The organism is Luteimonas marina (genome assembly GCF_007859325.1).
Lineage (GTDB): Bacteria > Pseudomonadota > Gammaproteobacteria > Xanthomonadales > Xanthomonadaceae > Luteimonas > Luteimonas marina.
The window spans coordinates 443,949-469,126 of sequence record NZ_VOHK01000004.1 but is presented as its reverse complement, the minus strand read 5'-3'; the positions used below and the strand labels follow the sequence as shown (position 1 = coordinate 469,126).

General features: G+C 62.4%; 25 protein-coding genes and 1 pseudogene. 20 read left to right on the top strand and 6 right to left on the bottom strand.

The genetic code is table 11. The annotated features are described in order from the left end of the window. The first annotated feature begins 225 nt into the window (after positions 1-225). The 4 genes from FQY83_RS11385 (at position 226) to radC (ending at position 3,517) form a co-directional block, all read left to right on the top strand. A complete protein-coding gene (locus FQY83_RS11385) occupies positions 226-717 on the top strand; it encodes a hypothetical protein (protein WP_146388062.1) in 492 nt (163 codons plus the stop codon). Continuing rightward, positions 710-1,438, top strand: coding sequence for a hypothetical protein (locus FQY83_RS11380; RefSeq protein ID WP_146388061.1), 729 nt, complete (start codon positions 710-712; stop codon positions 1,436-1,438). The genes FQY83_RS11385 and FQY83_RS11380 overlap by 8 nt, the downstream gene beginning before the upstream one ends. A 144-nt stretch (positions 1,439-1,582) precedes the next feature. Beyond that, complete coding sequence (locus FQY83_RS11375) at positions 1,583-2,578, top strand: reverse transcriptase family protein (protein ID WP_146388060.1); 996 nt, start codon at positions 1,583-1,585, stop codon at positions 2,576-2,578. A 441-nt stretch (positions 2,579-3,019) separates the two neighbouring features. Continuing rightward, positions 3,020-3,517, top strand: coding sequence for a RadC family protein (gene radC / locus FQY83_RS11370; protein ID WP_146388059.1), 498 nt, complete (start codon positions 3,020-3,022; stop codon positions 3,515-3,517). A gap of 91 nt (positions 3,518-3,608) precedes the next feature. Here the strand turns inward: radC and FQY83_RS17585 are convergent, their stop codons facing one another. Further along, positions 3,609-3,788, bottom strand: coding sequence for a hypothetical protein (locus FQY83_RS17585; RefSeq protein WP_158636489.1), 180 nt, complete (start codon positions 3,786-3,788; stop codon positions 3,609-3,611). 328 nt (positions 3,789-4,116) lie between these two features. Here FQY83_RS17585 and FQY83_RS11365 point away from each other — a divergent pair, with 328 nt between their 5' ends. The 3 genes from FQY83_RS11365 (at position 4,117) to FQY83_RS11355 (ending at position 7,478) form a co-directional block, all read left to right on the top strand. Next, a complete protein-coding gene (locus FQY83_RS11365; RefSeq protein WP_146388058.1) occupies positions 4,117-4,422 on the top strand; it encodes a DUF736 domain-containing protein in 306 nt (101 codons plus the stop codon). Between the two features lie 274 nt (positions 4,423-4,696). Then, a complete protein-coding gene (locus tag FQY83_RS11360; RefSeq protein ID WP_146388057.1) occupies positions 4,697-6,553 on the top strand; it encodes a ParB/RepB/Spo0J family partition protein in 1,857 nt (618 codons plus the stop codon). Positions 6,554-6,815: 262 nt separating this feature from the next. Then, positions 6,816-7,478: a hypothetical protein gene (locus FQY83_RS11355; RefSeq protein WP_146388056.1), complete on the top strand. Its 663-nt coding sequence runs from the start codon at positions 6,816-6,818 to the stop codon at positions 7,476-7,478. Here FQY83_RS11355 and FQY83_RS11350 read toward each other — a convergent pair. Then, on the bottom strand, positions 7,447-7,929 hold the full coding sequence (locus FQY83_RS11350; RefSeq protein ID WP_146388055.1) for a GNAT family N-acetyltransferase: 483 nt from the start codon (positions 7,927-7,929) through the stop codon (positions 7,447-7,449). The two genes, FQY83_RS11355 and FQY83_RS11350, sit on opposite strands and share 32 nt — an antisense overlap. Positions 7,930-8,340: 411 nt before the next feature. On the opposite strand from FQY83_RS11350, the gene FQY83_RS11345 reads away from it, so the two are divergent. After that, positions 8,341-8,685 (top strand): DUF2958 domain-containing protein, encoded by a 345-nt coding sequence (locus FQY83_RS11345; RefSeq protein ID WP_146388054.1) that lies wholly within the window; start codon positions 8,341-8,343, stop codon positions 8,683-8,685. A 69-nt stretch (positions 8,686-8,754) separates the two neighbouring features. Here FQY83_RS11345 and FQY83_RS11340 read toward each other — a convergent pair whose 3' ends face one another. The 4 genes from FQY83_RS11340 to FQY83_RS11325 form a co-directional block, all read right to left on the bottom strand. Further along, positions 8,755-9,483: a DUF6602 domain-containing protein gene (locus FQY83_RS11340; protein ID WP_146388053.1), complete on the bottom strand. Its 729-nt coding sequence runs from the start codon at positions 9,481-9,483 to the stop codon at positions 8,755-8,757. Next, positions 9,480-10,235: a nucleotidyltransferase family protein gene (locus FQY83_RS11335; protein WP_146388052.1), complete on the bottom strand. Its 756-nt coding sequence runs from the start codon at positions 10,233-10,235 to the stop codon at positions 9,480-9,482. Before FQY83_RS11335 ends, FQY83_RS11340 begins: the two co-directional genes overlap by 4 nt. 20 nt (positions 10,236-10,255) lie before the next feature. Next, positions 10,256-10,564, bottom strand: coding sequence for a helix-turn-helix domain-containing protein (locus FQY83_RS11330; protein ID WP_146388051.1), 309 nt, complete (start codon positions 10,562-10,564; stop codon positions 10,256-10,258). Positions 10,565-10,630: 66 nt separating this feature from the next. After that, entirely contained in the window at positions 10,631-10,828 is a 198-nt protein-coding gene (locus tag FQY83_RS11325) for a hypothetical protein (RefSeq protein WP_146388050.1), read from the bottom strand. Positions 10,829-11,039: 211 nt separating this feature from the next. Between FQY83_RS11325 and FQY83_RS11320 the strand changes: the two genes are divergently transcribed. The 12 genes and pseudogenes from FQY83_RS11320 (at position 11,040) to FQY83_RS17790 (ending at position 24,926) form a co-directional block, all read left to right on the top strand. Further along, positions 11,040-11,795 (top strand): DUF2285 domain-containing protein, encoded by a 756-nt coding sequence (locus tag FQY83_RS11320; protein ID WP_146388048.1) that lies wholly within the window; start codon positions 11,040-11,042, stop codon positions 11,793-11,795. A 118-nt stretch (positions 11,796-11,913) separates the two neighbouring features. Then, positions 11,914-12,222, top strand: a complete 309-nt coding sequence (locus FQY83_RS11315) for a helix-turn-helix domain-containing protein (protein ID WP_425478640.1) — start codon at positions 11,914-11,916, stop codon at positions 12,220-12,222. 13 nt (positions 12,223-12,235) lie between these two features. Then, positions 12,236-12,769: a DUF2840 domain-containing protein gene (locus FQY83_RS11310; protein WP_146388046.1), complete on the top strand. Its 534-nt coding sequence runs from the start codon at positions 12,236-12,238 to the stop codon at positions 12,767-12,769. Then, positions 12,766-13,281: a S26 family signal peptidase gene (locus tag FQY83_RS11305; protein ID WP_146388044.1), complete on the top strand. Its 516-nt coding sequence runs from the start codon at positions 12,766-12,768 to the stop codon at positions 13,279-13,281. Before FQY83_RS11310 ends, FQY83_RS11305 begins: the two co-directional genes overlap by 4 nt. 343 nt (positions 13,282-13,624) lie before the next feature. Beyond that, complete coding sequence (locus FQY83_RS11300) at positions 13,625-15,562, top strand: relaxase/mobilization nuclease and DUF3363 domain-containing protein (RefSeq protein ID WP_146388042.1); 1,938 nt, start codon at positions 13,625-13,627, stop codon at positions 15,560-15,562. Between the two features lie 286 nt (positions 15,563-15,848). Continuing rightward, positions 15,849-16,391 carry an RNA polymerase sigma factor gene (locus FQY83_RS11295; protein ID WP_158636488.1) on the top strand — a complete coding sequence of 181 codons (543 nt, stop codon included), beginning with the start codon at positions 15,849-15,851 and terminating at the stop codon, positions 16,389-16,391. A gap of 5 nt (positions 16,392-16,396) precedes the next feature. Further along, positions 16,397-17,398, top strand: a complete 1,002-nt coding sequence (locus FQY83_RS11290; RefSeq protein ID WP_146388038.1) for a FecR family protein — start codon at positions 16,397-16,399, stop codon at positions 17,396-17,398. A gap of 270 nt (positions 17,399-17,668) precedes the next feature. Then, on the top strand, positions 17,669-20,389 hold the full coding sequence (locus tag FQY83_RS11285; RefSeq protein WP_158636487.1) for a TonB-dependent receptor domain-containing protein: 2,721 nt from the start codon (positions 17,669-17,671) through the stop codon (positions 20,387-20,389). 30 nt (positions 20,390-20,419) lie between these two features. Further along, entirely contained in the window at positions 20,420-22,726 is a 2,307-nt protein-coding gene (locus FQY83_RS11280) for a S9 family peptidase (RefSeq protein WP_146388034.1), read from the top strand. 288 nt (positions 22,727-23,014) lie between these two features. Beyond that, a complete protein-coding gene (locus FQY83_RS11275; protein ID WP_146388032.1) occupies positions 23,015-23,920 on the top strand; it encodes a LysR family transcriptional regulator in 906 nt (301 codons plus the stop codon). Positions 23,921-23,945: 25 nt separating this feature from the next. Beyond that, positions 23,946-24,122, top strand: a pseudogene (locus FQY83_RS17905) (EexN family lipoprotein); the annotation flags it as partial. A gap of 267 nt (positions 24,123-24,389) precedes the next feature. Continuing rightward, positions 24,390-24,926 (top strand): GNAT family N-acetyltransferase, encoded by a 537-nt coding sequence (locus FQY83_RS17790; protein ID WP_238333481.1) that lies wholly within the window; start codon positions 24,390-24,392, stop codon positions 24,924-24,926. Positions 24,927-25,178 lie beyond the last annotated feature (252 nt).

Below are 25,178 nucleotides of genomic sequence, written 5' to 3'. Positions count from 1 at the left end.
GCGACATCATGCCGATTCGAGACACCAAGTGGCGACGAGCACGATCTGAGGTTGTTGGGAGGCTAAGAAGGTAATATCTTTCTTTCGTATCCAGAGGGCGGCTGGTGTCCGAGTTCCAGGGATACGTACTCTTGCTTACGCTGTGATTGATTGACCGGCATGGATGTGACTTCGCTTTGATGCATCATGACCGGGATGGTTCTAGGTCGATCAGAAAGGTTCAAGATGGAGCTTGTAGCCGTTCACCTACAAACTGAAGCTGTAAGCAGATCTTCTGGCGAAGAAAAGGATTTGTTCGGCCGTTCTTCGTACAACCGGTACTATTACGCTACGTTTCTGTGCGTCCGTGGCCTACTAAGACGGCTCAATGCTGAGTGGGCTGATCTTCCCCACGCTGCCTATCCAGAGCTTCTCAGGGGCAAGGTCAAGAAAGCGCTGCAGAAGGGGCGCGCAAGTGCACAAAAGACTGGCGATGCGGATGTTGTTCGGGCCTGCAATCGCGCCTGCTCTGCCGTGCTTTCATTGGCGAAGCTCATGACCGAAAGCTCTGCAACTCGAGTCACTGCAGATTACTATCCTGAAGTTCCAATTCAATTCTCTGGCGTCGATCGTTTCTCGCTTAGATCGGTTGATATCACAACTGCCCACAGCTGGCTAACCGAAGCGCAGACTTACACGATGGCGATAGAAGAAGCGTGGAATCAGATCAATGCTTGATGATGCTGCCGTACAAAGTCTGCTGGGCGATATTTCGCCGTCCATCCATGGTTCTGTTGTCAGTGACGTCAACAGGAAAGGACATTTTTATGTTTTTGTGGACGTAAACAGGGATAAGGATAACAAGCAGGTTCCTTCCAATTTTTTGCTCCACAACGTCAAGCGTCAGATCGAGGTGCACGGCGTTGAAGTCGATTTCGTCTTGCTTGATGCGCGGCAGCGGGACGCTGAATCTGGTTTGCGAGCGACTGTCCTGCATTCTTTTGGTGAGCACATCAGGAACGTGTTCCTTTCGACAACGAATACGGACGCCGTCGTGTGGCTTGACGCGAAACGGGGTTTGGAATCCGGGGTCAAGGAAGCAGTAGCTGAGAAGGCGAGGATCTTTCTGACAGAAGTTGGATTTGATCTGAAAGCGGTCGAGACGACCAGCGGCGAAAATTTGCCGTCTCGGACAGCTTGCCTGCGAATAATTCGTGCTTCAGCGCCGGTTTCGATCGCTACGCTGGATGCTCGGCTTCGTGATCGTGGGTTTACGGTACCTTCGGCCGATTGGTTGACACGACGACTGGATAGCATGCGAAGAGCGGGCCTGATTGTGCGGCTGCAAACCGGAGAGTATGTGCTATCGCTTGCATCAATACGTGCAATGGGAACTTCGAAGAACCGGCGTAGCCCGGACATAGAAAGGCTGCTTGCGCTGGCTGCGGGCAGACACTAGGATGACCTTGCGGGAGCCTCAGGCGAGGGTGTGTATCACGCCCATCAAGCCAAGGTCGAGGATAGAAGGTGCCGGCGAAGCGGCCGACGATCCTTCGAATCGCCGGCCGCTTCGCCGGCGCACAACGAAAAATCATTTTGCTAAATGAGGCTCCCGCACTCTCTTCTTGAGTCACAGTTCTTCGCGCTCACTAGCGCGAAGGAGTTGGTGATTGCTATGGGTGACTCGTTGTCAGAAGAAGAGTCCGACGAATTGCACCGCCTCGCGGGACTGGGATTGCCGCCCGTTAGTTCGGCGCTAGCGCTATCGACCATGATGGGCATCAATCCTGGCCTTTTATGGTCGATGCTTTCCAGGCCAACGCGTCACTATCGACGGTTCACGATACCGAAGGGGCGATCCGAACGAGTAATCTTTGCGCCAAGGGTCGCATTGAAGATCATCCAGAAGTGGCTCTCCATTCACTTCGAGAAACGATTCACGCCGCTTCCTCATGTGTACGGTTTCGTACGCGGGAAGTCGCACATTCAGGCGGCCAAGATTCATACGACGGCGCAGTGGGTCTATTCTACCGACATTGAAGGATTCTTCCCTTCAACTCCCATCGGTTTGGTGGTCGAAGCGCTGATGTCGCTTGGTTACAACGCAGACAGTGCGGAGATGCTTGCAAAGCTATGCTGTATCAATGGTCATTTGGCGCAAGGCTCTCCCGCGAGCCCCGTTATCTCCAATATCGTTCTTCGACATATAGACGCTGGGCTTCAAAGGATAGCCGGTGATTTCGGTTGTCGGCTGTCCAGGTATGCAGACGACATTGTTTTTTCTGGAGCACAGACTCCTCCCGCGGACCTTGGTGACGTGGTTCCAGAATTGTTTCTGGATACGCCATGGCGGCTGGCTCCAGAGAAGACTCATATCTCGACAGCTCCAAGACGGCTGAAGGTTCATGCGCTGCTGGTGCACGGCGCGGAGGTGCGTCTCACCAAGGGCTACCGCAATCGGTTGCGCGCGTTTCGGCATCTCATCAAGAACGGACGAGTTAGAGAGGCGGATCTCAAACGAATCCAAGGGCATCTGCACTATGCGGACCATGTTGCGGCGGAGTCGGTAGTGAACGGAGACGGTTCCGCAATTCCGTAAGATTTGCAGACTACGTCTTGTGGTTCTGCCGTCGGATCGTTCAGATCAAGCGGGGGCTGGCGGGTGCTGGCTGCCTGTGTTAGCTACGGTCTTGCTTTCCAGAGCAGCCATTAGAGAGAAGGCCAATGCTTGGCGTTCCGGCGTGCCGCCGTCGGGCTCGCGGGCTGCGCCCCGCGCCTCCAGGGAGTCGCGGCCATGTGGCTTTGATCCCTCACGCCTCCGATCCTGACGGATCTGCGCGCTCCGCTTGCCATGACGTTGCATGGTTGGTGGGCGGTCTTGCTGTTTCCGGCCACCGTATCACGCCGTTCTCGCCGTCAAGACGCTGCGTTGCTCGCTGCGCTGCGCGACTCGCCGAGTCGCCTGCGGCGAGTCTGGACGGCTGTGCTGCGGCGTGCCGGCACGGCGCCGGGCAATCCCGCCCGGTTCCGGAGCACGCTCATGTCGTCTTCTTCCTTCTCTCCGCTGTACGTGCGCGACGGACGTCGACGTTACCAGCCGGCCACCGCCGAGCAGATCATCGAAGCCGCGCGGCAGGTCGTCGATCAGCGGATGCAACGCGGCACTTCGTTCACCGATCCGGTGGCGTCACGCAGTTTCTTCCGTGACAAGCTAGCGGGTTTGGAACGCGAGGTGTTCGCGGCGGCGTTCCTCGACACCCGCCATAGGCTGGTCAAGTACGCCGAGTTGTTCCACGGCACCATCGACGGTGCCGAGGTGCATCCGCGCGAAGTGGTGCGCGAAGCCCTGATGCAGGGCGCCGCAGCGGTTTTAATCGCACACAATCACCCCAGCGGCAATCCCGAGCCCAGCGCGGCTGATCGCGCGGTGACGGCACGGTTGAAGCAGGCGCTGGCGCTGGTGGACGTTCGGTTGCTCGACCACATCGTCGTCGGCGGACACGAAACGACGTCGATGGCTGCGCGCGGCTGGGTTTGAGCCGAGGCGGCTACTACGGGAGGGCGAAAGCCCTCCTAGTTTTTTGCTTCGGCCTAAAGAAATGTCCCGCATTCCAGCGGGGTGTTCGCGGTCAGTGTCGAAGCGCGACCGTATCAGGCTGTATGTCGTTGCCGTCGCTGTCCTGACGCGCGCAGCCACCGTCCGGTGAGGAGTCCGGGCGTTCGGAGATGGTCAGCGTGGCTTCGCCGCACGCCAGCGTTGTTGCTGCCTGCACGTCCGCGCGGCGTCGCCAATCTCGTCGTTCGGACATTGCACGGCGCCGTTGTATCGGTGGTGCCCGCGAATCTAGATGGATGCTGTTGCCGGTGCAGCGTGTGCTCCCGTCGGACAGTTCGACCCATGCGGCCTTTCTTGTCGTCGCATCGTGTCGACGGTGCGGCTGCGCCTCGGGCTCGTGTCCCGCAACCGGACGCGCAAACAATGTCCCCGGCGTACCGCCTCCTCGCCGACACATTCTTCGCGCTTGCCAGTTCTCCACTGCGTTGCGACCGCAAGCGGTGCGGGCCGCCCGACCGTCGCCCTGTTGGCGCCGTCAAGGCCGCGATGGGCGCGACCTGACAAACCAAGGAGCACACACCATGTCCACCATCGGCACGTTCACCAAGTCCGAGAATGGCTACGCGGGCACCGTCCGCACCCTCAACGTCAACGTCAAGCTCAAGTTCGTCCCGAACGACAAGACCAGCGACAAGAGCCCGGACTACCGGGTGCTGGCCGGCAACTACGAGCTGGGTGCGGCCTGGGCCAAGACCAGCCAGGCCGACCGGCCGTACCTGTCGGTCTCGCTCGACGATCCCTCGTTCCCGTCGGCGATCTACGCCCGGCTGGTCGAGAGCGACGACGGCAGCTACAGCCTGATCTGGTCGCGACCGAGCAACGATTGACCGTTGCGACGAACGCGCCGCCGCAAGGCGGCGCGTTTCTTTTTGCCTGTTGTGTCGACTGCCACTCCGCCCGGCTCCCCCAGTCAAGGGCCCGCGCAGCGGCCCGTGTCCTCGCCTTCGGCTGCGGGCCGCGCCAGCCGCTGCGCTGCGGCTGCGCCGCTCCCTTGACTGCGCCGGGCTGCGTGGCCCGCGGTCGCCATCGGCTTGTTGCCGACCCCTGCCCCCGGCGGGGGCGGGACGGCAACGCACCGATGACAACCACAGGAGACACACCATGAACGCGCAAGTCCAGTACGAACTGCGGGCGATTCCGCTGAACCAGTTGCACATCTCGCCGCGCAACGTCCGCAAGACCGGCGGCAAGCGCATCGAAACCCTCGCGGCCTCGATCAAGGCGCGCGGGCTGATCCACCGCCTCACCGTGATCCCTCGCCCGCGCGAGGCCGGGCAGCCCGGCTTCGACGTGGTGGTCGGCAAGCGCCGCACCGCCGCGCTGCGGCTGCTCGCCAAGCACAAGGCGCTGGCGCAGGACGCACCGGTCGATTGCCGTATCGTGCCGCCCGAGCAGGCCACCGCCACCAGCCTCGCCGAGAACGTCGAGCGCGAGAAGATGCACCCTGCCGACGAGTTTGCCGCCTTCGCCAAGCTGGTGGACGAGGGCACGCCGGCCGAGGACATCGCCGCCGAGTTCGGCGTCAGCGTGGACACCGTGCACAAGCGTCTGCGGCTGGCGAACGTCTCGCCGCGCGTGATGAAGCTCTACCGCGCCGACGAACTGACGCTGGAACAGGTGATGGCTTTCGCCTTCACCGACGACCATGCCGCGCAGGACGCGCTGCTGGAAGATGGTGCGCGGCCGTCGGCGTGGCAGATTCGCCGCGCCCTGACCGAGACGGCGGTGCCGGCCAACGACCCGCGCGCCCGCTGCATCGGCCGCGACGCCTACGTTGCCGCCGGCGGCAGCATCCGCCGCGACCTGTTCGACGACGACGCCACCGAATACTTCGAGGACGTGGCGCTGCTGGAACGGCTCGTGGCGGAGAAGCTGGAGAAGGCGGCGGGCCGGCTGCGCAAGCGGCTGCCGTGGGTGCAGACGGTCGCCGGCACGCTCGACTACGAGACGCGCTCGCAGTTCGGCCGCATCCCGACCGTCCGGCAGGAACCGGACAGCAAGACCGCGAAGAAGCTGGAACGCTTGCAGGCGCAACTCGCGGAGGCGCAGGCGCAGGTCGCCGCGTTGGACGAGCAGGGCGGGGATGACGACGAGGCCGACCAGGCATGGCAGCAGGCCAACGAACGCTGCGAGGCCATCGAGGACAAGATCGCCGAAATCGAGCGCGGACTGGTTACCCCCGATCCTGACGCGGCGGCGCTGGCCGGGGCCGTGGTCGCGCTCGACCATCGCGGCAAGGTCGAAGTCACTGACGGTCTGATCCGCCCCGAAGACAAGCGCGAAGCCGCGAAGGCGGTGAAGGCGAAGCAGCCCGCTGTCGCGAAGGACACGGGCGAGGCCGGCGATTCGCGCGCGGTGCGCCGCGAACTGTCGGTCTTCCTGACCGCCGTCGCGCAGCAGGCGTTGGCCAACAACGTGCCGCTGGCGCTGCGCGCGCTGGCGTTCCAGATGGTGCTGGCGCTGCGCGGCAGGTATCGCGGCGGGCACGGTGTCGGCATCGACGCCGATGACCACGCCGACGTCGGAGATTCGGAAACGCTGGTCGGGAGCGATGCCGAGGCCAAGCGGGCGAAGTGGCACGCGGCTTGGGAACGCACGTTACCCACCGACCGCGATGCGTTGTGGACGTGGTGTTGCGAGTCCGACGACCACATGATCGTCTCGCTGCTGGCTTACTGCACGGCGCGCAGCTTCAACGCGACGCAGGATCGTGACGCCGCGCAGCCGGCGATGCCGCTGCTGTCGGCGCTGAAGCTGGACATGACCGATCACTGGAAGCCGAATGCAGGCTACTTCAAGCGCCTGCGCAAGTCCGACACGCTGGCGATCCTCGGCAAGTTCGGCCACGGCGGGCCGGCGTTCGCCAAGCTCAAGCGCGACGTGCTGGCCGAATCGGCCGGGAACCTGCTGGCGAAGACCGGCTGGCTGCCGCCGACGCTGACCATCCCAGCAGAGTGACGCGGTGCTTTCGACGCGGGCCGGTCCGCCGGCTCGCGTTTTTTGTCCGGAAACGTCCGAAGCATGCGTGGTGGCTTCGGAGTGGCGCTGATCAGTACACCATTCGGGTGGCGTTGACGCGTTGCCGACGCACGGGTTCCCTCAGGACGAATAGGAGGTTCGTGCCGCCGGATCTGAGCTACAATCTGACTCGAACCCGAGTGGGCCGAAAGCCTGCTCGCCTGTGGAGGAATCCACATCTCCAACGAAAAGGGAGACCAACATGGCTAGCGCCGTGCGGACGTATTCGTCCTTTTTTCACTGTCTTTACGACCTGCCCGACATGCCAAACGGCACGTTCGGCGCCTACTCGGTCTTCCGGGCCATTGACTCGCGGGACGTGGAACAGAAACCCACGGCCTTGCCCCATGTCCATGACTTCGCCGTGATCTGGGATGACGACCACGACACCCGGATTATCCCGGTGCTGGAAGAAATGCTGATGGCCGGCCTGCTGCCGGGAGTTCAGTTCATCGGCGAGCACAAGGGCACGCTGACCATCATTCTGGCGGCGCGCACCTACTGGAAGATCGACGTCAAGGCCTACGCGCAGCGTGTGGAAAGGCTCACGTCGGCTGCTGAAGATTACTGGCATGTGCGGGTGGGAATGTATGACCACAGTCCTGGCCAACTTCATCACCGGCAGCAGTGCGATTTTCAGGAGTTGATCGGACTGGAAATCGACGAGGAACACGCCTTTCTCTACACCATCGACAACATGTGGAACCTAGGTACGAAGGCATGGATCAGTGTCGACTCCCCGCCACTACCGCCTCTTGCCCGCGTCAGCCGCTACACGATGCGGCGAACGCCTAACCGGCCAACCGGGCCGCCTGTGCAGTCGCTGTTTTTCCCTAAGCCACCTTCCGCACAAACTGGAGAATAGGCACGCCCGAGAACTTGTCGATGCCTTGTTTCGACTCGGGCGTCAGTGTCTGTTCCGCAACGTGGCGGGACGCAATGTTGTCCGCACCCACGACAGCTTCGATGTGAAAGGCGTGGATGCCATTGCGTCTCAGCCCGTTGCGCAGCTCAGCAATCGCTGCCTCGACCAGCGACTTCGCTCGTCCTTGGCGACGATAGTCCTGGTGAACCGCATAGCCGATACCGAAGCAGGGCACGCCTTGTTCGATCGGCTCGGCTGGCGTGAAGTTGACCAGTGCAGCCACCTTGTCCCCCTCTAGGCGTGCATACGTGAGGCGAAGCTCGCCGTCAGGCTCGTCCCGGAACACGAGCACAGTTGAATCCAGTTCGCCGGGCACTGGTCTGATGGATCGGTTCCGGAGTGCTCGCTGGAATGACAGGAGCGCGTTGAGCGGATCGGTGAGCTGTGACATGAAGGCGCTTCAATCGTCATAAGTCGATCGCATCCTCGCTCAGTCCGCCAAGGCCCGCAAGACACCTTTCGCGGCCGCTGTGTTCCTGTATCACAACTGCCCGTCGGTCGACCCGTCGCCTAGTGCGACCGGTCGTACTGCGACGAAATTCCTGTGCCTTTGCGCGTTTGTGTCTCTACAGCATTGCGTTGAAACACCGACCCAGTGGTTGTTCGCGTCGTTCGTCGGTCGCGCGCGGTTAGCTTCCCATGTGTGCGCTCCGGTGCTGTGCTAACGGGAGCATGGCGGACGCCGCTTGCCGTCAACCCCCGGCCCGCACCGCCACCGTGTTGGGGGTATGACGGCTGCGCTCATCGGCGTCCACCCCGTCCCGTCGCGCTCCGCTCCGGAGCACACCCACGGGAGACACCCATGCAACTGATGACCGACGAACAGCGCGAACGCCTGCTCGCCAACGGACGCCAAACCGCCGCCGGCCAAACCATCGATCCGTCGCCGGTGGTCAAGCTATTCACCCCGGATGCCAACGCGACCTGGCTGTTGACCGAGCTCAGTCCGAACGATCCGGACATCGCCTTCGGGCTGTGCGACCTCGGCCTAGGGTTTCCGGAGATCGGCTATGTCAGCCTGACGGAAATCCGCCAGCTACGCGGCAAGCTCGGGCTGCCGGTCGAGCGAGACCTGGGCTTTGTCGCGAAGCATCCAATCAGCGTGTATGCACGGCAAGCGCGTATCGCCGGTTGGATCGCGGCATAGCTTGTTCTGCGTTCTGGCACTCTGCCTGCAATGGCGGGGCGCCTTCTTCTTTAAACCACTATTCCGTCGTCAGCGCGGGATCTGGTTCGCATATGCGCGAACATCGAGCATGGGCACGGTCGCCATCTCCTGAAGTCGCGCGATCAATTCGAACAGGAATCGCGTGGCAGGTCGCGGTGCGGTGTCGAAATGAAAAGCCTGTTGCTCAAGATCGAAATTGAAGAACCCGGAGTCCGCGACGCAACCGATGTCCAGGCGACCAGTGTCCAAGTCTTTCGTCAAGTGACCGGCCATCGTGTCACCAAACGCTGGCGACCAGCCGCAGGCCAGGGTCAACATCCCTCCCAGGATGTGCTGCGGCTCCTTTGGAGGCTTCACGCCTTCCACGGTGGGGACGGGGACGCTGGTGCGATGGAGTCGCCTCACGCTGGCAACCTTCCGCTGCGCGTAGGCGATGTGGTCTGCCGTCATCTCCTGCTTTGCCTCAAACACAGCGTAGACGCTTTCTGCCGGGACGATGAAGCTGTCCTGAAAAGTAAACACGAGCGGCGAGTATTGGCGGTCATGGATGACGACATCAATCTGTTCACTGAACACGCCCTCGCTGTCAACGACATGGGCCTTGCGTGCTTCGTATCGGCGCGGCAGATACTTGTTCAGGACTTCAATCCATACTGCCTCGCTAGCGTCCCCTTTTTCCGTAGGGTGAGCGAGCGCTTCTCGCGCGCGGCGTAGATCACCCTCAATGGCGTCGTGTAGGTTCGCAAGCAGATTCGGAAGTGACCATTCGCTGCTCATGCAAACTCGTTCCCCCAGGTACTAGTGAGTGCAGCACGTGCTGCGTTCGCCAGCGATTGCTTTCCCGCCGCCGAAACGCTATCGGAAATCACATTGTTCGTATTGGCAGGATCGACGAATCGTGCCGTGGTGATGTGATCTCGGATGAACTGCAACACGGTGAAGACATTGTGGGATAGATTACCGATACGTTGGCCGTTCAGCGCCCTCAATACGACAAGCTCCAGATAGAACGATGGAAAGTCGAGCCCACGTCGGTTGCGCCAGATCTTCAGTAGCCTGATCTCCGCGAGCCGGTTCGAGCCGGAAACCAGATTGACGTGGCGTGCGACGTTGGTTTGAAGCCATGTCCCGCTACGGTTGCTATAAAGACTATGGTCGTCGCCAAACTGCGACTGGCGCTTGCCCGGAACCACGTCTACGTCGTATCCGTTGACGCGAACCTTGATCGCCACGTTCTGCCTTTGTGGCTGGACACCCGCAGCGGCCAGGGCATTGAACAGTGTGTTGTAGATCTGCGCCAATGTCTCGTTGGTCGTGGACGAGAGGGAGACGAAAAGGTCGATGTCGGTTCCCGAGTGAACAGCAGTGCCCTTTGCGAAAGAGCCGCTCGGGGCGATCTGAATGATCTGCTGGCCGCCCCATTGATGGATCGTCGGCATCAACGCTAGCTGCACCCGCCGGACAGGGGAAGCAGGGCCATAGTCCACGGCATGGCGCAGGAGGACTTGGCGGAGATATTCGTCGCTCATGGCCCCGACTACCAGTGGCATCAGTGGTCGGCGCGATCTACGATCGCCGCCGCGTCCTCTAGCGATTCCAGTTCGCGGCAAACGTGTGCGAGTAGTCGATCGCCATTCGTCCTTCCGTCGCCGGCATACGCCAGCGTCAGCAGCGTCAACGGATGCACCCCCATCACCTCGCACAACTCCTCGAGCTTGTTCAACGTCGGGCTTTTCAGTCCGCGCTCCAGCGAACTCATGTACGTGCGGCTGGAAACGTCGGAGAACGCCTCCTGGCTCAGGCCGCGAGCCTTGCGGATGGTCTTGAGCGCCGCCGGCAGTGAGGGTTTCGACTTCATTCTGGGAGTCCGCCAAATCCCAGAATCACAACCGCTTGCGTCCTATAGGGCTACAATCTATAGTGTTCAATAGCGGGCGGCCAGAGCAGCCCCATCCTTGAAACCGGCCATCGTCCGGTTGTCATGCGCAGCGGCTAACCTGATGCCGAGGGCGTTGCTCGCCCGATCCCGATTAAGACCTTCCGCGCATGGATCGGTGTTCTTGCCGTCCTGATTGAACGGCCACGCGCAGATTGCATCCGCCCGCGCCGCCTGCTGCGGCACCTTGATCCTGCCGCATGGCGATACCGCTGATCCGCAGCCACGCTTCGCCTTCGCGAACTGCCACGTTTCAGAGCCGATTGGTCAGAATCCCGCGCCCGTTTCGAGGTGGCGGACAGGGGGGATTCGCCACCGATTGCCCGCACGCGCCGCAACCTGCCGGTTCGGCTTGCGGGCGCCGCGCGGCCCTCCGCCCATTCGCAGGGAGCCGCGCATGGACGCCGGTGCCGCGTGGCATCCCGTCGCCGCCTACCTCTACGTGCTGCACCTGGATGGCCCGTCGCTGGCATGGGAGTACCTGCGCCGCAATCCCGAGTACCGCCGAGACTGGCACCTGCACAGGCGACGACCGGGGCAGGCGCGACGCTGGGGACTGCGCCTGCTGGAAAATCCCGACCTCGATGCGCGCGACGCGCACCCGGACTGGTTTCCCGATCCGCCCGGCGTGGTGCACGTCCTGCCCGATGCTGACTCGCCGCCCGGCGCGCTGCCGTTCCGGCTATGGGATCTTCCCGGCGAGAAGCGCCTGCTGCACGATGGCCGCCGGCTGCTGCTGTTCCTTCGCGTGGGCGGCCGCACGCGCTGCCTTGCGCTCTCATCGGAACTGGAAGACGGCATGGCGCACGTCTATGCTGTGCGCGCCAGCCCGCAGATGGCGGCACGCTGGCGCAACGCCGAGATCACGCTGGCGCTGCTCGACGAGCGGCAGGCGAAGCAGCCTGGCGGCGGCATCGCCGGCGACCGTCCCGGCCGCACGGCGCTGCTGCACCTGCGCACCTTGCAGGCGCTCGACGGCGTGCAGGCCGGCGCGTCGCAGCGGCAGATCGCCACGGTGCTCTACGGCGCGGACGCCGTAGCCGAACGCTGGTACAGCGACGGCCAGCTCCGCGCGCATGTGCGCCGCCTGATCGCACGCGGTCGCCGGCTGATGCAGGGCGGCTACCGCCGCCTGCTGCATCCGCGCCAGTAGGGGGACGTTTCCGCCGACCGCCAGAACGGCCCTGCCCGGAACGCCCACGTCTTCTGAACCTGCCCCCATCCGGCGGCGATTGCATCGCCGCCGCCACGAAGCGATGGAGGCTACCGCCGTGAGACGTCCCGTACTGCGACCGAACGACACCGCATCGCCGACAACGCCTTCGCCCGCGCAGTCGGTCGAGAAAGTGCCACGCCGTTACCTTACCAACGACGAAGCGGCCGCGTTCCTGCGGCTGTCGCCGCGCACGCTGGAGAAGATGCGCGTGATCGGCGGTGGGCCGCGTTTCCGCAAGTTCGGTCGCCGCGTGATGTACGCGGTAGAAGACCTGGTGGCTTGGGCCGATGCGCGCAGCTTCGAGGCCACGTTTGACCCGGAGTACGCCGCGCGCCGCGCACGCATCGCTGCGCGCGGACGCTAGGCGGGTACGCGCCGTGAACGCCCGGTTGCACGACATTCCCGCGTCCTCGCCGCCGCGCGGCAACCCGCCGAAGCCGCGGTCGGGCGACGCGCCGCTGACGCGCGTTGCGCTTGCCCACGTGCCGCGCCTGTTCGTCGTCTCGCTGCGCTTCGGGCGCCCCGTGCGTGAGCTGGCGCTCGACGGCACGCGGCGCATCGCCGCCTTCCCGCCCGGCGCACGCTTCGCGCGCCTGCGCTGGGAGGCGGACGACTGGGGGCCGTCGCGCTGGCAGCTGCTGGTGCTGCAGGCGGGTACGTTGCGCGAATCCCTGCAGCGCATCCACGGCATCGACCCCGGTGTCGGCGTCCTGCTGCGTGCGGAAGGGCCGCGCGAGGTGCGCGCCGTCCTGCCGAAGATCGACGCCATCGCTGCGCTCGGCATCGACCCGACGGACGCCGCGCCCGCGTACTGGCGGCTGCTCGGCGAACGCCTCGCCGCGCGCCATCCGCTGCCGGACTACACCGCCGCGCGGCACGCCGTCTGGCAGTCCGGGAGGGCGCTGCGATGACGCCGCGGGCGCGCTCGCGGCTCGGCCTCGCGCTGGCGTCCGCCTTCGGCGTCGCCGCGCTCGCCATCGCCGCCTTCGCGACGCCGCAGCTGCGCATCGTCTACAACGCCTCCGACAGTGTGCCGATCGGCTGGTATCGCGTCGAACCGGCTGCCGCGCTGCGCGCCGGCGACCTGGTGCTGACGCGCCTGCCCGCCGACGCGGCGGCGCTCGCCGACCAACGCGGCTACCTGCCGGCGACCGTGCCGCTGCTCAAGCGCATCGGCGCCGTGTCGCCGCAGCACGTCTGCGTGCGCGGCGGCATCGTGCGCATCGACGGCGTGCCTGCCGCGGTGGCGCTGCGCGCCGACCGCTGGCAGCGCCCGTTGCCGCAGTGGCCGCAGTGCCGGCGCCTTGCGGACGGCGAACTGTTCCTGCTCAGCACCGCGCACCCCGCGTCGTTCGACAGCCGCTACTACGGCCCGGTACCTGCGGCCGACGTGATCGGCCGGGCGCGGCCGTGGCGGCAGTGAACGTGCGGCGGCGCGTGCGCAGCGGATGCAACGATCGCGCCATGCGCAACGTCGCCTGCGGATTGGGCCGCGTGTTGTCGGGAATGCGGTGGCGGTGCGGGCGGGTGGGTCTTGCGAATGGGAGGTTGGCGGTGAAGCACAAAAGCGAAAAGCAGGGCAAGGTAAAAGGTCGCGGCACTACTTGCCGCAAAAGGCGGGTCTGCACACGGGGTTGGCGCGGCACGCGCCTGGAGGCCACCAACGCCGGTTCCGGCACCCCTCGCGGCACCGAAAGCGGCAGGTCTGCACGTCGCGCCACGACGGCATGCGCCGCAGTTGTCCCGGTCTTTCCGGAATCACAGCCATGACCGGCCGCGACGACGACGACTTCCGCCTACGCCCAAGTCCGCCGCGCGAGCGCCCCAAGACCGAACCGAAGTTCGTCTCGCAGGTCTTGAAGGAGGTCAACAAGGGCGGCGGTGCGGCCGCCCGCAAGGCGGCCCGGCGCCCCGGCGCGCGCCTCGGCCGCGGCCACGTCGCCGCGCGCTTCACCGGCCGCGGCCTGCCGCCTAATGCGCGGCGCGTGATCGTGAAAACCCGGCTGGTGAACCTCCAGAAGGCCGGGCCGCGCTCGACCAGCACCCACCTGCGCTACATCCAGCGCGAAGGCGTCGGCCGCGACGGCGAACCCGGCCGCGCCTACGGCCCGGAGACGGACGATGCCGATCTGTCCACCTTCGAGCAACGCGGGCGCGGGGATCGCCACCAATTCCGCTTCATCGTGTCCGCCGAGGAGGCCGAACAGCTCGGCGACCTGCGCAGCTACACCCGCCAGCTCATGGCCCGGATGGAGACCGATCTGGGTACGCGCCTGGAGTGGGTCGCGGTGGATCACTGGAACACCGACAACCCTCATACCCACATCGTCCTGCGCGGCAAGGACGACACCGGCCACGACCTCATCATCTCCCGCGACTACATCTCCCACGGCATGCGCGAACGCGCCAGCGAACTGGCGACGCGGTGGCTTGGCCCGCGCAGCGAGCGCGAGATCCAACAGTCGCAGCGCCGGGAGGTGGAGCAGGAGCGCTGGACCGGCCTCGACCGCACCCTGCAACGCGAGGCGGACGAGGGCACGATCCGGCTGGAACGGCTCGCCGAACACCCGCAGCGCAGTCCCTTGGTCGGCAGGCTGCAACACCTGCAACGGATGGGCCTCGCGCAGGAAACCACGACCGGCGCATGGCGCCTGCGCGAGGACGCCGAGCCCGTGCTGCGCGCGATGGGCGAGCGCGGGGACATCGTTCGCACGATGCAGCACGCCATGCGCGAACTCCCGCGCGAACTAGCGATCCGGACGCCCGACGAGGACGCGCCGCCGATCACCGGCCGCGTTGTCGCCAAGGGCCTGATGAACGAACTCTACGAGCGGGGTTACCTGGTCGTGGACGGCACCGACGGCAAGGCGCACTACCTGCCGCTGCCGCCGAAGGTCGAGTTGGCGCAGTACCCGATCGGGGCGGTGGTCGCAACGCACGGCTCGAACCAGCGCGACGTGGACAAGAGCATTGCCGATCTCAGCGTCGATGGCAGGTTCCGCACGGACCATTGCCTGTCCGTCGTAGCGCAATACCTGGACGGTGAAGACCCGGGCTGGCTCGTCGAGAACCACGTCCGCCGCCTCGAAGCCCTGCGCCCCGCCGGCATCGTCGAGCGCGAGGCCGAAGGCGTCTGGCGCGTCCCGGCGAACCTGCCCGAGCTTGGACGGCAGTACGACCTCAAGCGCGACGGCGGGGTTCCGGTGCGGCTGCACTCGCACCTCCCGGTGGAGCGACAGGTCCGCGCCTTGGGCACCACTTGGCTGGACAAGCAGTTGGTCGCCGGCGACACCCACTTCGGCGAACACGGATTCTCCGGCGCGGTGCGCACGGCGCTGCAACAGCGCGCCGACTTCCTGGTCGAGCAGGGGTTCGCCGAACGCCGCGGTCAGCGCGTCACCTTCGCGCGCAACCTGCTGGCGACGTTGCGCAACCGCGAACTCGAACACGCCGCGAAAACCATCGCCGCCGACACCGGCCTGTCGCACCGCCCGGTGGCGAAGAACGAGCGCATCACCGGCACCTACCGCCGCAGCGTGCAGCTCGCCAGCGGGCGCTTCGCCGTGCTGGAGAAAGGGCGGGGATTCAGCTTGGTCCCGTGGCGTCCGATCATCGAACAGCGCATCGGCCAGACCCTCGCCGCCACAGTCCGCGGCGACCGAGTGTCGTGGGAACTGGGGCGGGATCGGGGGCCGTCGCGCTGATTCGGCATCGGGAGGTAGTCACTTGCCCTCTCCAATGACTTGTAGGGGGTACGGGGCAGAGCGTCGCCCTGCGACAACACATTGTGCAGCGCAGCGCGCAGTCCCTTCCCTCCGGCACGACAGCATGGGGTAGGGGGCTGTTGCGTATCGTTTTTCATGACGCTCGGCAGACTACGCTCGTGGTTGCCTGACTTGTATTGCTGCCGTTAAATGACGGTCAAGGCGCTGCAACAACGGCGCGACCGGCGAGACGGCAGCGGTAGTGACGGGCGAACGCGACAACGTGGTGGAACTGCACAAGGCGCGCAGCGAGGCTGAGGGTGAAAAGCGCCTCGGCTTCGAGGACTTCGTGCGCTCGCAATACAACGCCCTGGTCAAGTTCTTGAGTCGTCGCAACAACATCGAGGACGCCAAGGAAATCGCGCAAGAGAGCATCATCAGCCTGCTCAACTACCGGGAAAAAGGGCAGGTCAGCGACTGGCGCCCGCTGCTCTACCGGATCGCGGTCAATCACTCTTACAAGTTCTCGCGCAAGGAGGCCCCGTACCGGGACCGCCCCGCGATCGACGGCGAGCACATCGCCGATGACGCCCCGACCCCTGAAGAACAGGCGATCCTTGCGCAGCGAGCGAAGCTACTTCAGCAGGCCATTCTCGAACTGCCGCCCAAGTGCAGACGGGTCTATTTGCTGCGTCACGGCCATAACCTCACCCGTGCCGAAATCGCCCAGCGCTGCGACATTTCCAGGCAGATGGTTCAGAAACACCTAGTCACGGCAATGCTCCACCTGCAACGGCAGGTAGGCTTTTTGCGCGGTGATGGCTTGTAGTAAGCATGGGCAAGGAACCTGACATCGACGTAAGTCAGCGGGCGACTGAAGAAGCGGCGGAATGGGTCGCACTTCTGGACAGCGAGGATTGCACCGACGCCGAGCGCGAGGAGTTCGAACGGTGGCACGCGGCCGACCCGCGGAATGCCCTGGCGTATCACCGCGCGAAGGCGATATGGCGCGACAGTAACGCCGTCATCCGCAGCAGCATGGCGCTCAGCGAGGCGGCGAGGCACGCCCTGCAATACCCTCCAAAACCTAGCGGGCTGCGTCGCTGGTGGTTGCCTGCGGCGTCCCTTGCTGCGATCGGCGCGGCCGCCGTCTTCCTGTTCGTACCGTTCGCTCCTCAGGAGCCACCGGCGGGCACGCAATATGCTACCGCCGCCGGCGACCAGCGCGGCATCGCGCTTGCAGACGGCTCAAATCTCACACTCGATACGCAAACCGTGGTGGTGGAACGCTACAGCCCTGGCGAACGCCGCGTGGATCTGCTGCGAGGACAGGCGCAGTTCGAGGTTCAGGGCAATCCCGAACGCCCGTTTGTGGTGCATGCCTTGGGCGGCACCGTTACGGCCATAGGCACGCGCTTCCAGGTGCGGGTGGAGGGCGCCGGCGCCACGGTGACCCTACAGGAGGGCCAAGTGCACGTGGCCGCGAGTTCGGCGAATGGGCCGGCTCGAGTTGCGTCCCTACAGCCCGGCCAGACACTGCGGTTCGACGCGGACGGCACGCTAGGCAGCGTCCAGAACGCCGACCTGCGGGCCGTGCAGGGCTGGATGGAAGGCAAGCTGTACGTGGACAACTGGCGGCTGCAGGACTTCGTGGCTGAACTGAATAGGTACAGCGATACCAAGCTCCGCATCGACGATCCTGCGCTGGCTGAAGAGCGCATCAGCGGTGTTTTCCAGACCCGCAACCGCGACAGCCTGGGCCGCCTGCTGGCACAGGGCTGGGGCATCCAGTCCCGGCAGGTCGCGGTCAACGAAATCCTACTCACACGTCAGTAGGGCATCGCCCCTCCTCCCAAGAAGCGAGAGCCGGGGACGGGGCGTGCGCCTCAATCTTCCATCCGCAACTTTTTCCCTATCGGAGGTAGGCACTGGCTCCCCGTTTTGTCTTACAGAAAGGTGACGGCCCTGCGTATGCGCGCCTGCGCCCTCAATTCACATTCACCAACTGTCTGGGGAGGACTTATGACCGGGGAAAGGCTGCAAGTCGACTGTCGAAATACCGCAATCAGGAATACCGTGGGTCGTGCGTCGATTCGTGTCAGCGCAATGGCGCTGGCGCTCTCCATCGCGCTTGGTGGCATCGCCGTTGCGCTGCCAGCGACGGCGACGGCTCAAACCGCCCAAACGCAGCAGCAGTTCTCCATTCCCGCTGGCAGCCTACGTGAGGCATTGGACGCGCTAGCGTCACAAAGTGGAATCACCGTGCTCTATTCGTCAGAGTTGGTTGCGGGCAAGACCTCACGAGGGCTGTCCGGTCGTTTCACGTCAGTCAATGCCTTGCAACGCCTATTGCAAGGCTCGGGGCTTGAAGCGCAGGCAGCCGGCGAATCAACGTTCACGCTGAGGCGATCCTCTGCGCCAAAATCAGAATCGCAGGTTCCGGCGGCCGATACGTCGGCAACCAACGGGTCATCGCAGCCGGACATCCAGGATCTCGGCAAAATGACGGTGACGGGCACGCGCATTCGTGGAGTGAAAGAAGTCGTCGGACCCATACAAGATATAACGCGCGATGATTTTGAGAGGACTGGACACTCATCCATCGAAGGTGTCCTAAGAACGTTACCGCAGAATTTCGCAGCGGCTTCGCGCGGGACGATAACAGTAGCGTCTGGAGGCACGCCTGGCCTCACGGGTACGGCGGCATTGAATACAGAAGGTGCGGCAGCTGTCGATCTTCGTGGACTAGGTGCCGGATCAACGCTGACACTGCTCAATGGACAGCGTCGCGTGAACGCGATCTATGGTCAGGCGGTTGATGTGTCCGCCATACCTCTGTCCATGATTGATCGTATGGAAGTCGTAACCGGCGGCAGATCTGCAATTTATGGCGCTGATGCGGTGGGCGGAGTTGTGAACCTGGTGACTCGCCGCGACTTTTCAGGCTTTGAAAGCCAAGCCTTCTACGGCTGGGGCCAGGACGGCGGTGAGCGGTTGCAGTTCAACGTAATCACCGGGATGCGTACCGCCCGCGGCGGTTTTGCATTCGCCTATGACCATCAGCGCGATGAAGAACTCGATCTCCTGAAAACCGACCTAGGATTCGAGCAACTGTTTGACGGCACTATCCTGCGCCGTAACGAAGTACTACCGCGTGGGCGGCAAGATTCAGCGATGGTCTCAGGGAGGTTCGAGTTAAACGATCGAATCGAACTACATGCAGATGCGCTGTACACCCAACGGACACTGAACAGCGCGAGTCGGAGCCTGAATCCAGGCGCCACCGCCGAAAGCTTCGCGGACAGTGAAGGATCGACCAAGCAGATCAGCGTTTCCGCTGGTGCGACAGTCGATCTGAACGCCGGGTGGGGCCTTAGTTTGAACGGAAATGTGGGCCGCAATCAAACGGACCGGCGCGTCGAGTTCTTCTCAGACTATGGCGATTTTTCGTTCGGTGGAGACGATAACAATACCGATACTGGCCGGCTATCGGCATTGTCTTTGGTGCTTGACGGGCCGCTACCTTCTTTCTTTGGGCTAAAGCCGCTCGTCGCATTCGGTGCCGAAGTGCGTCACGAAGATTATCGCTATAGTTTGATTTCGGATGGCGTGCCATCCACGAGAAACGGAGCTGATGAAAGCCGCATTGCAAGAGCCGTATTTGCCGAGCTATTTGTGCCCCTGCTAACCGGTGTTGAACCGGCCAGGGACACGCTTAGTCTGTCATTAGCTGCGCGTTACGACGACTATAGCGATATTGGTTCGGCTGTAAGTCCGCAGTTGGGAATAATTTTTCGACCGACAACTAGTTTGTCGTTCCAAGGAACGATATCCCAAGCTTTTCGAGCGCCAGAATTGTTTCGATATCAGCCGGGAACCACCGGCTACTGGCTTACTCGCCAAGCTGATCCGACACTCGGAGGCGAATTGCGTCCGGTGCTAGTCCGGAGCGGAAACGTTCCAAGGTTCGAGCCGGAAGAGGCCAAAATTTGGAGCGTTGGAGTGAACTATGAACCAAGTTTTGCGCCAGCATTGCAGTTCTCGCTGAACTACTTCGATATTGATTATGACAACCGCCTCGACTATCCAGAGAGCAGTTTCATAGCGTGGCAAACCAATGCTCTTCGGAACGAAGCGATCTACTCACCCCTCGTCAATCGCAACCCTACAGCTGAAGAGCTGGCGGCCATAGTGCAAGGTTCAGCTACGCCCCCGGTGAACGTAACTGGAACTCCATTCAACCCCGAGACACAAGCTCAAGATGTTTTGACGATCTTTCCGGGGATCGCGATCTTTGACAATCGTATGCGCAACTTGGCGCGGGAAAAAGTGCGGGGTCTCGATATGAAGATCGACGCACGTTTCGATACGTCCGCCGGTGAACTGAACTTCGGACTGAATGCAACGTACACGCTCGATCACAACCGCAATATTACTGCTTCGAGTCCTGCGTCGAATTTACTGAACGAAGTCGGCAAGCCTGTGGATCTCCGGGCGCGCCTAACTGGTGGCTGGACCAATGGTGCGATCGGAACGTACTTGTATGTGAACTACGTTGACGCATATGCGAATCCGTTCTCAACCCCGGCTTCCCGTATGGGTTCCTGGACCACTGTAGATCTCACGCTGCGTGCTGACACCTCGGTGTGGTTCCCGAATGGTCCATTGAGCAATATGACTTTGACGCTTAGTGCAGAGAATCTTCTTGGCAAAGATCCGCCAAGATTTCTCAACTCAAGCTCGTATGACGGCTTCCGTTTTGACGCGGCAAATGCATCAGCACTCGGACGATACCTCTCGGTACGGCTTACGAAGAAGTGGAACTAATCAAGTCCAGATATCAGAAGGTTCCACGACATGAAAGTACGGTGCGTGTGTTCAATCACTTTGTCATTGCTTTTGGGATTGTTCTCGTTCCAGACCCAGGCGGGTGTAAGGGATTTGTTGCGGAGCGCCTTTAGTGATGGAAGCGTAATCGACAAAGTGGCTGTTTCTCCGAATGGAAAAAGGCTTGCATATGCCGTATTCCGACCGAATGACCATACGAGTGGCAGTGCCGATGCCTACTATCGAGGAGCGCGCCTTGCGATCGTTGATCTGACAACTGGTAATACAGTAGATCCTCTCCCGACCGCTGAGACAACCTGGTTGCCTAGTTGGGATCCATCGGGGTCCCAACTTGCGTTTCTCGCACTCGACACTGAGAGTTACGGCAATCAGTTTCATCTATGGGTTTATGACGTCGAGTCAGGAGCCTCACGACGCCTGTCTATGGAGCCAATTGCGCTGGGTTTGGGCGGCAGGCCACTGGTGCCCTACTGGAGTGCGAATGGCAAGAAGATCGTCGCATCAGTTGCTACCCACACCGTGGAGCAGGAGAACGAGGCATCAGCGTTAGATACACCGGATCGGTCCGCTACCGTATATCGGTCCGGTAAAGAACGCTTGGATGAACCAACACCAAGGTCTGTTGAGCAAAATTACATTGCTCTTCACCCGGCACGAATCATTGAAGTTGACGCTGTTATGGGCCCGGCAACCGATCTTCGGCTAGCAGGTCCTGCGATTGTTGCGGCCAGCTCACCGTCGGGTCAGTGGATAGCATCCTACTCAACAGTAACGAACTTGTATCTTAAAACCAATGGTCACTATGACCACAATCGGTATCATTACTTCACGACCAATCTTTCCATTATCGGGTCAGAAGATAATGAGGCCGGTGAGTTCTCCGTCCATGATGTCGACTACACAGATCAAAAGCAGAGCTTGAGCTGGCTGCCGGGTGACCGGCTCATCTATCAGACTGCAGGCCTTCTAAACATCGCGGAGATGCACGACGGCAAGTTCCGGAGTAGACCGTTAGCTCACGAGGTCGTACGCGCAAGGTCATTCGAAGCGAGTCGTGACGCACGATGGTTGGCGGTGGTGGGGGGGCTTGACTATACAAGGGGAGGTTTGCCGGGGGTCACCAAACCCACCGACGAGTTGCTATTGATTGATCTCTCGGATGGTTCTGTTCGAAGGCAGCAACTACCCGCTGGTGTAACACTCAACTCCAATAGCTTGCTAACCACGCAGGGCCGGCTGTGGCAACCATCGGGGCATGAAGTCATGCTGCTGGGTTACCACGAAAGCACTGCTCAACAGGTTCTTCTTCGTCACAATATTGGTACTGGGAAATCTCGCGTTGTCTGGCGGCACGCGGGATTGCTAACTCCACTCGATGGTCCAGAGGATCAAAGCTTCATTGTTGCATCATATGAGGATACGTCGACGCCTTTGAACCTTGTGCGCATTCGGCCTGAAGGCTCTTTTGACAAAATTTCCGGCATCAACCCACCTATCGACGGTTTTCCAGAAGTCGAGGTTCGGGAGCAGGTGGTTGAGGTTCCAGGGTGGGATGGTTCGCGTTTGAGTGCCAGATCTGCGTTGATCGTCCCTAAAGGGAGCACTGCCGGTGATCGGCTTCCTACGCTTGTGGTCAACTATCCTGGCTTGCGAATGTCGCGATACGCTTACGCGTATGGCGGGGGAAGAGAGGCTGGAATTCCTGCAGCTGCTCTGCTATCGCGAGGCTATGCAGTCCTTTACATCGAACTACCAGTTCGCCCGCGCACGACCATAGGCAATCGCGCTCAGGAATCAACGGACGTGATTGTTAACCAAGTCCAGTCCGTTGCTGCGCGAGGATACATCGACACTAATCGGGTTGCTTTGGCTGGCTGGTCGCAGGGCGGCTACACTGCAGCGGCGACCGCCACCTACACAAACTTTTTCCGAGCATATGTCTTCGGCGCGGGTGCTTATGACCTGATGGGTGCTTATGGTGCGTTGGCTCAGTTTGGTGAAACATCGCTTAGTCTTGGATCGCCTTGGAGTAACATTCAGCGCTACATTGATAATTCGCCGTACCATCGCGTGGATAGGGTTAACGCGCCAATCTTGATGCTTGTTGGCTCAGATGATGTTGAAGGAGCTGTGCAGGAACATTTGAAGTTCTTCAGGGCGCTTGATCGACTTGGGAAAACATCTCAGCTTGCCGTTTATCCTGGCGCAGGACACGGATTGTTCATTGGTTCCGTGGATACCGCTATTGATGCCTCTGAAAGAGTTCTCGAATTTTTGGACAAGCATCTGAAGGACCTGCCCCTCTCATCTGACTAGTGTTGCCGATAGTGGGCATTGATGCGGCTGCGTGGCTGAAAGTGGTCGAACCGCTTGTTCGAAGGTGGTTCGGCTGGCGGACACATAGGGCCTAACTTGTGCGCACTGTGGAGGAATATGCGAAGCGGCCGCATTGAGGTGGACGGTTTACTCGGTGGCTGTTGAGGTGGCTCCGGTGAGTTGATATTCGATTCCCGGTTGTTCACGTGAAGGAGTCACGGTAAGGGCATCGGGGAGATGCTTTCCTTTCAACTTGGTAACGAAGGGGCTGCACGACGAGGCTACGTCATGGAGTTGCGTCACCTCCGGTATTTCATCGCAGTTGCGGAGGAATTGCACTTCGCCCGCGCAGCGGAGCGGCTGCACATCGAGCAGTCGCCCTTGTCGCGGGCGATCAAGGATCTGGAGTACGACCTCGGCACCGCATTGCTGGCGCGTACCACGCGCAACACACGCCTGACCTGGGCGGGCGAGGTCTTCCTGAAGGAAGCCAAACGTGTCCTGGCGACGCTGGAGCAAGCAAAGATCAGCGGCAAGGCCGCCGGCGCGGGGTTTCGTGGTTCGTTACGGATCGCCATCTCCGATGGCACTGCTTCGCCATGGTTCGCGAGGTTGCTTGCCGGCAGCCGCGAGAATGAACCCGACGTGCGGCTGCAGCTGTTTGAGGTATCGCTGGCGCGACAATTGCTGGGTCTGCGGACGGACGAGTTCGACGTCGGCTTTGCCCATGCCGCCGTCGATGCCCAAGGCGTGGTGTCAGTGCCGGCCTGGACCGATCCGCTGGTGCTGGCGGTGCCCGCCCGCCACCCGCTGCTCGCGCACAAGCGCGTGCCGCTGGTCGAGGTGCTCCGCCATTCGCTAGTGTTGTTCCACGCCGAGCAGGTCGAAGGCGCGCACCGGCAGGTGGAACGTCTGCTGCGCACGGTGGACGTCGAGCCCGTGGTGGTCGAACAGGTGGCGAGCTTCGCCATGATGATGGCGCTGGTATCTGCCGGCTACGGCGTCGGTTTCGCCAGTGCTTCGCAACTCGGTCAGTACCGCATCCCGGAGGTGATCGCCCGCCCATTGGCGGGCAGGTCCGCGGTGTTGACGACGTACCTGCTTCGGCCCGACACGGCGCCGTCCGAAGAGTTGGCACGCTTCCTCGAACGGGCGATCCCCACGGAAGGGCAGGACGCGGACAGGGAGATGTGAACACAACAAAACATTGGAGAAGGTCATGCAACACCACTACGGCCTCTGGCTGGCGCTAGCTCTTGTCGGATGCCAGCCCTCGATGCCTCCCGATACCGTCGAATCCATGGCCGCAGATCCCGAGCGTCTGAAGGAAGTGCAGCGCCAGTGCCGCCTCGATCGTGCCAGCATGGACGATGCAGTCTGCGAGGCCGCAAGCGAAGCTTACCGCCAGCGGTTCATGGGCAAAAAAACCAGGCGACGCCCCGCCGCCTGCCGACCAATAGGTGGCCGCAGCGGCGTCCGCGCGACAGGCCCGTACGCCACCGCAGGTAGGCAATCGCGCTCTACAACGTCTTATATCCATAGGCATGTCTGCGGGAGCTGTTCTCTCCGGTTCGCGCACGCTTGGCTGAGTCGGCAACGCATACCCCTTCCCCTGGGTGGATCACCCTCGAAATCCAGGGGTCTTTTTCCGCATGGGAGCGGCATGGTGCAGGTGAGATTACTGACGGAGAAGGATTCGAAGGCGTATTTGGCGTCGCGGCGCGCGATGCTCGAAGAGTTCCCCGTGCTGACCGGCGAGGAGATGGCGCGCGAGCTAGCGTTCATCGTGCGCTTCGACAACGACCTGCTGGCCAACCATGCGCTGGAAGGTACGCGCGTGTGGGGCGCGTTCGACGCGGGGATACTGCAGGGCGTGGTATGTGCGACGCGCTTCTTTGAACGAAGCCGCATGCGCACGATCCGGATCTGGGGCCTGTACGTCGATTCTGCGCATCGCGGCGGCGGCATCGGCAGCGCGCTGATACACGCTGCGCTCGGTTGGAGCCGCAGACAGCCGATGGCGGTGGAAGCGCTGGGCCATGCGAGCCTGGGTAACCGAAGGGCGCTGCGGATGATCCGGCGACACGGGTTCGTGCGCGTGGACGATCGAGGCAGGATCGAGGGGCTGTGCGAGCTGCGCATCGACCTGTCGGCGCCGCACACGCCGAGAGGCCATCGGCTGCGGATGCTCGGCTGCTAACGTGGCGGGCGGCGATCCAAAGCACCGGCTCGCACGGTGGTCCGGATGTCTGCTGTCGGTCTGTCTGTGTGGATGCAGTGCAAGGCCCGCGGAGCAGGCGCGCGACGAGCCCATAGATCCGTCTTTCCGTGATGCCTGCCGGCAGCTACAGCAAGCGCAGAGCGACTCGCGGCGCGTCGAAGCGGAACGTTCGGGCCGGGGTCCTGCATTCACTCTACGCCGCGTCGCGTGCGAGGTGGCCGGCGTTCCGGT

Excerpts from the sequence above, each read along its gene's own strand:
- FQY83_RS11385 (WP_146388062.1), top strand. The coding sequence starts at position 226 with ATGGAGCTTGTAGCCGTTCACCTACAAACTGAAGCTGTAAGCAGATCT.
- FQY83_RS11380 (WP_146388061.1), top strand. The coding sequence starts at position 710 with ATGCTTGATGATGCTGCCGTACAAAGTCTGCTGGGCGATATTTCGCCG.
- FQY83_RS11375 (WP_146388060.1), top strand. The coding sequence starts at position 1,583 with ATGAGGCTCCCGCACTCTCTTCTTGAGTCACAGTTCTTCGCGCTCACT.
- radC (WP_146388059.1), top strand. The coding sequence starts at position 3,020 with ATGTCGTCTTCTTCCTTCTCTCCGCTGTACGTGCGCGACGGACGTCGA.
- FQY83_RS17585 (WP_158636489.1), bottom strand. The coding sequence starts at position 3,788 with ATGTCCGAACGACGAGATTGGCGACGCCGCGCGGACGTGCAGGCAGCA.
- FQY83_RS11365 (WP_146388058.1), top strand. The coding sequence starts at position 4,117 with ATGTCCACCATCGGCACGTTCACCAAGTCCGAGAATGGCTACGCGGGC.
- FQY83_RS11360 (WP_146388057.1), top strand. The coding sequence starts at position 4,697 with ATGAACGCGCAAGTCCAGTACGAACTGCGGGCGATTCCGCTGAACCAG.
- FQY83_RS11355 (WP_146388056.1), top strand. The coding sequence starts at position 6,816 with ATGGCTAGCGCCGTGCGGACGTATTCGTCCTTTTTTCACTGTCTTTAC.
- FQY83_RS11350 (WP_146388055.1), bottom strand. The coding sequence starts at position 7,929 with ATGTCACAGCTCACCGATCCGCTCAACGCGCTCCTGTCATTCCAGCGA.
- FQY83_RS11345 (WP_146388054.1), top strand. The coding sequence starts at position 8,341 with ATGCAACTGATGACCGACGAACAGCGCGAACGCCTGCTCGCCAACGGA.
- FQY83_RS11340 (WP_146388053.1), bottom strand. The coding sequence starts at position 9,483 with ATGAGCAGCGAATGGTCACTTCCGAATCTGCTTGCGAACCTACACGAC.
- FQY83_RS11335 (WP_146388052.1), bottom strand. The coding sequence starts at position 10,235 with ATGAGCGACGAATATCTCCGCCAAGTCCTCCTGCGCCATGCCGTGGAC.
- FQY83_RS11330 (WP_146388051.1), bottom strand. The coding sequence starts at position 10,564 with ATGAAGTCGAAACCCTCACTGCCGGCGGCGCTCAAGACCATCCGCAAG.
- FQY83_RS11320 (WP_146388048.1), top strand. The coding sequence starts at position 11,040 with ATGGACGCCGGTGCCGCGTGGCATCCCGTCGCCGCCTACCTCTACGTG.
- FQY83_RS11305 (WP_146388044.1), top strand. The coding sequence starts at position 12,766 with ATGACGCCGCGGGCGCGCTCGCGGCTCGGCCTCGCGCTGGCGTCCGCC.
- FQY83_RS11300 (WP_146388042.1), top strand. The coding sequence starts at position 13,625 with ATGACCGGCCGCGACGACGACGACTTCCGCCTACGCCCAAGTCCGCCG.
- FQY83_RS11290 (WP_146388038.1), top strand. The coding sequence starts at position 16,397 with ATGGGCAAGGAACCTGACATCGACGTAAGTCAGCGGGCGACTGAAGAA.
- FQY83_RS11285 (WP_158636487.1), top strand. The coding sequence starts at position 17,669 with ATGGCGCTGGCGCTCTCCATCGCGCTTGGTGGCATCGCCGTTGCGCTG.
- FQY83_RS11280 (WP_146388034.1), top strand. The coding sequence starts at position 20,420 with ATGAAAGTACGGTGCGTGTGTTCAATCACTTTGTCATTGCTTTTGGGA.
- FQY83_RS11275 (WP_146388032.1), top strand. The coding sequence starts at position 23,015 with ATGGAGTTGCGTCACCTCCGGTATTTCATCGCAGTTGCGGAGGAATTG.
- FQY83_RS17790 (WP_238333481.1), top strand. The coding sequence starts at position 24,390 with ATGGTGCAGGTGAGATTACTGACGGAGAAGGATTCGAAGGCGTATTTG.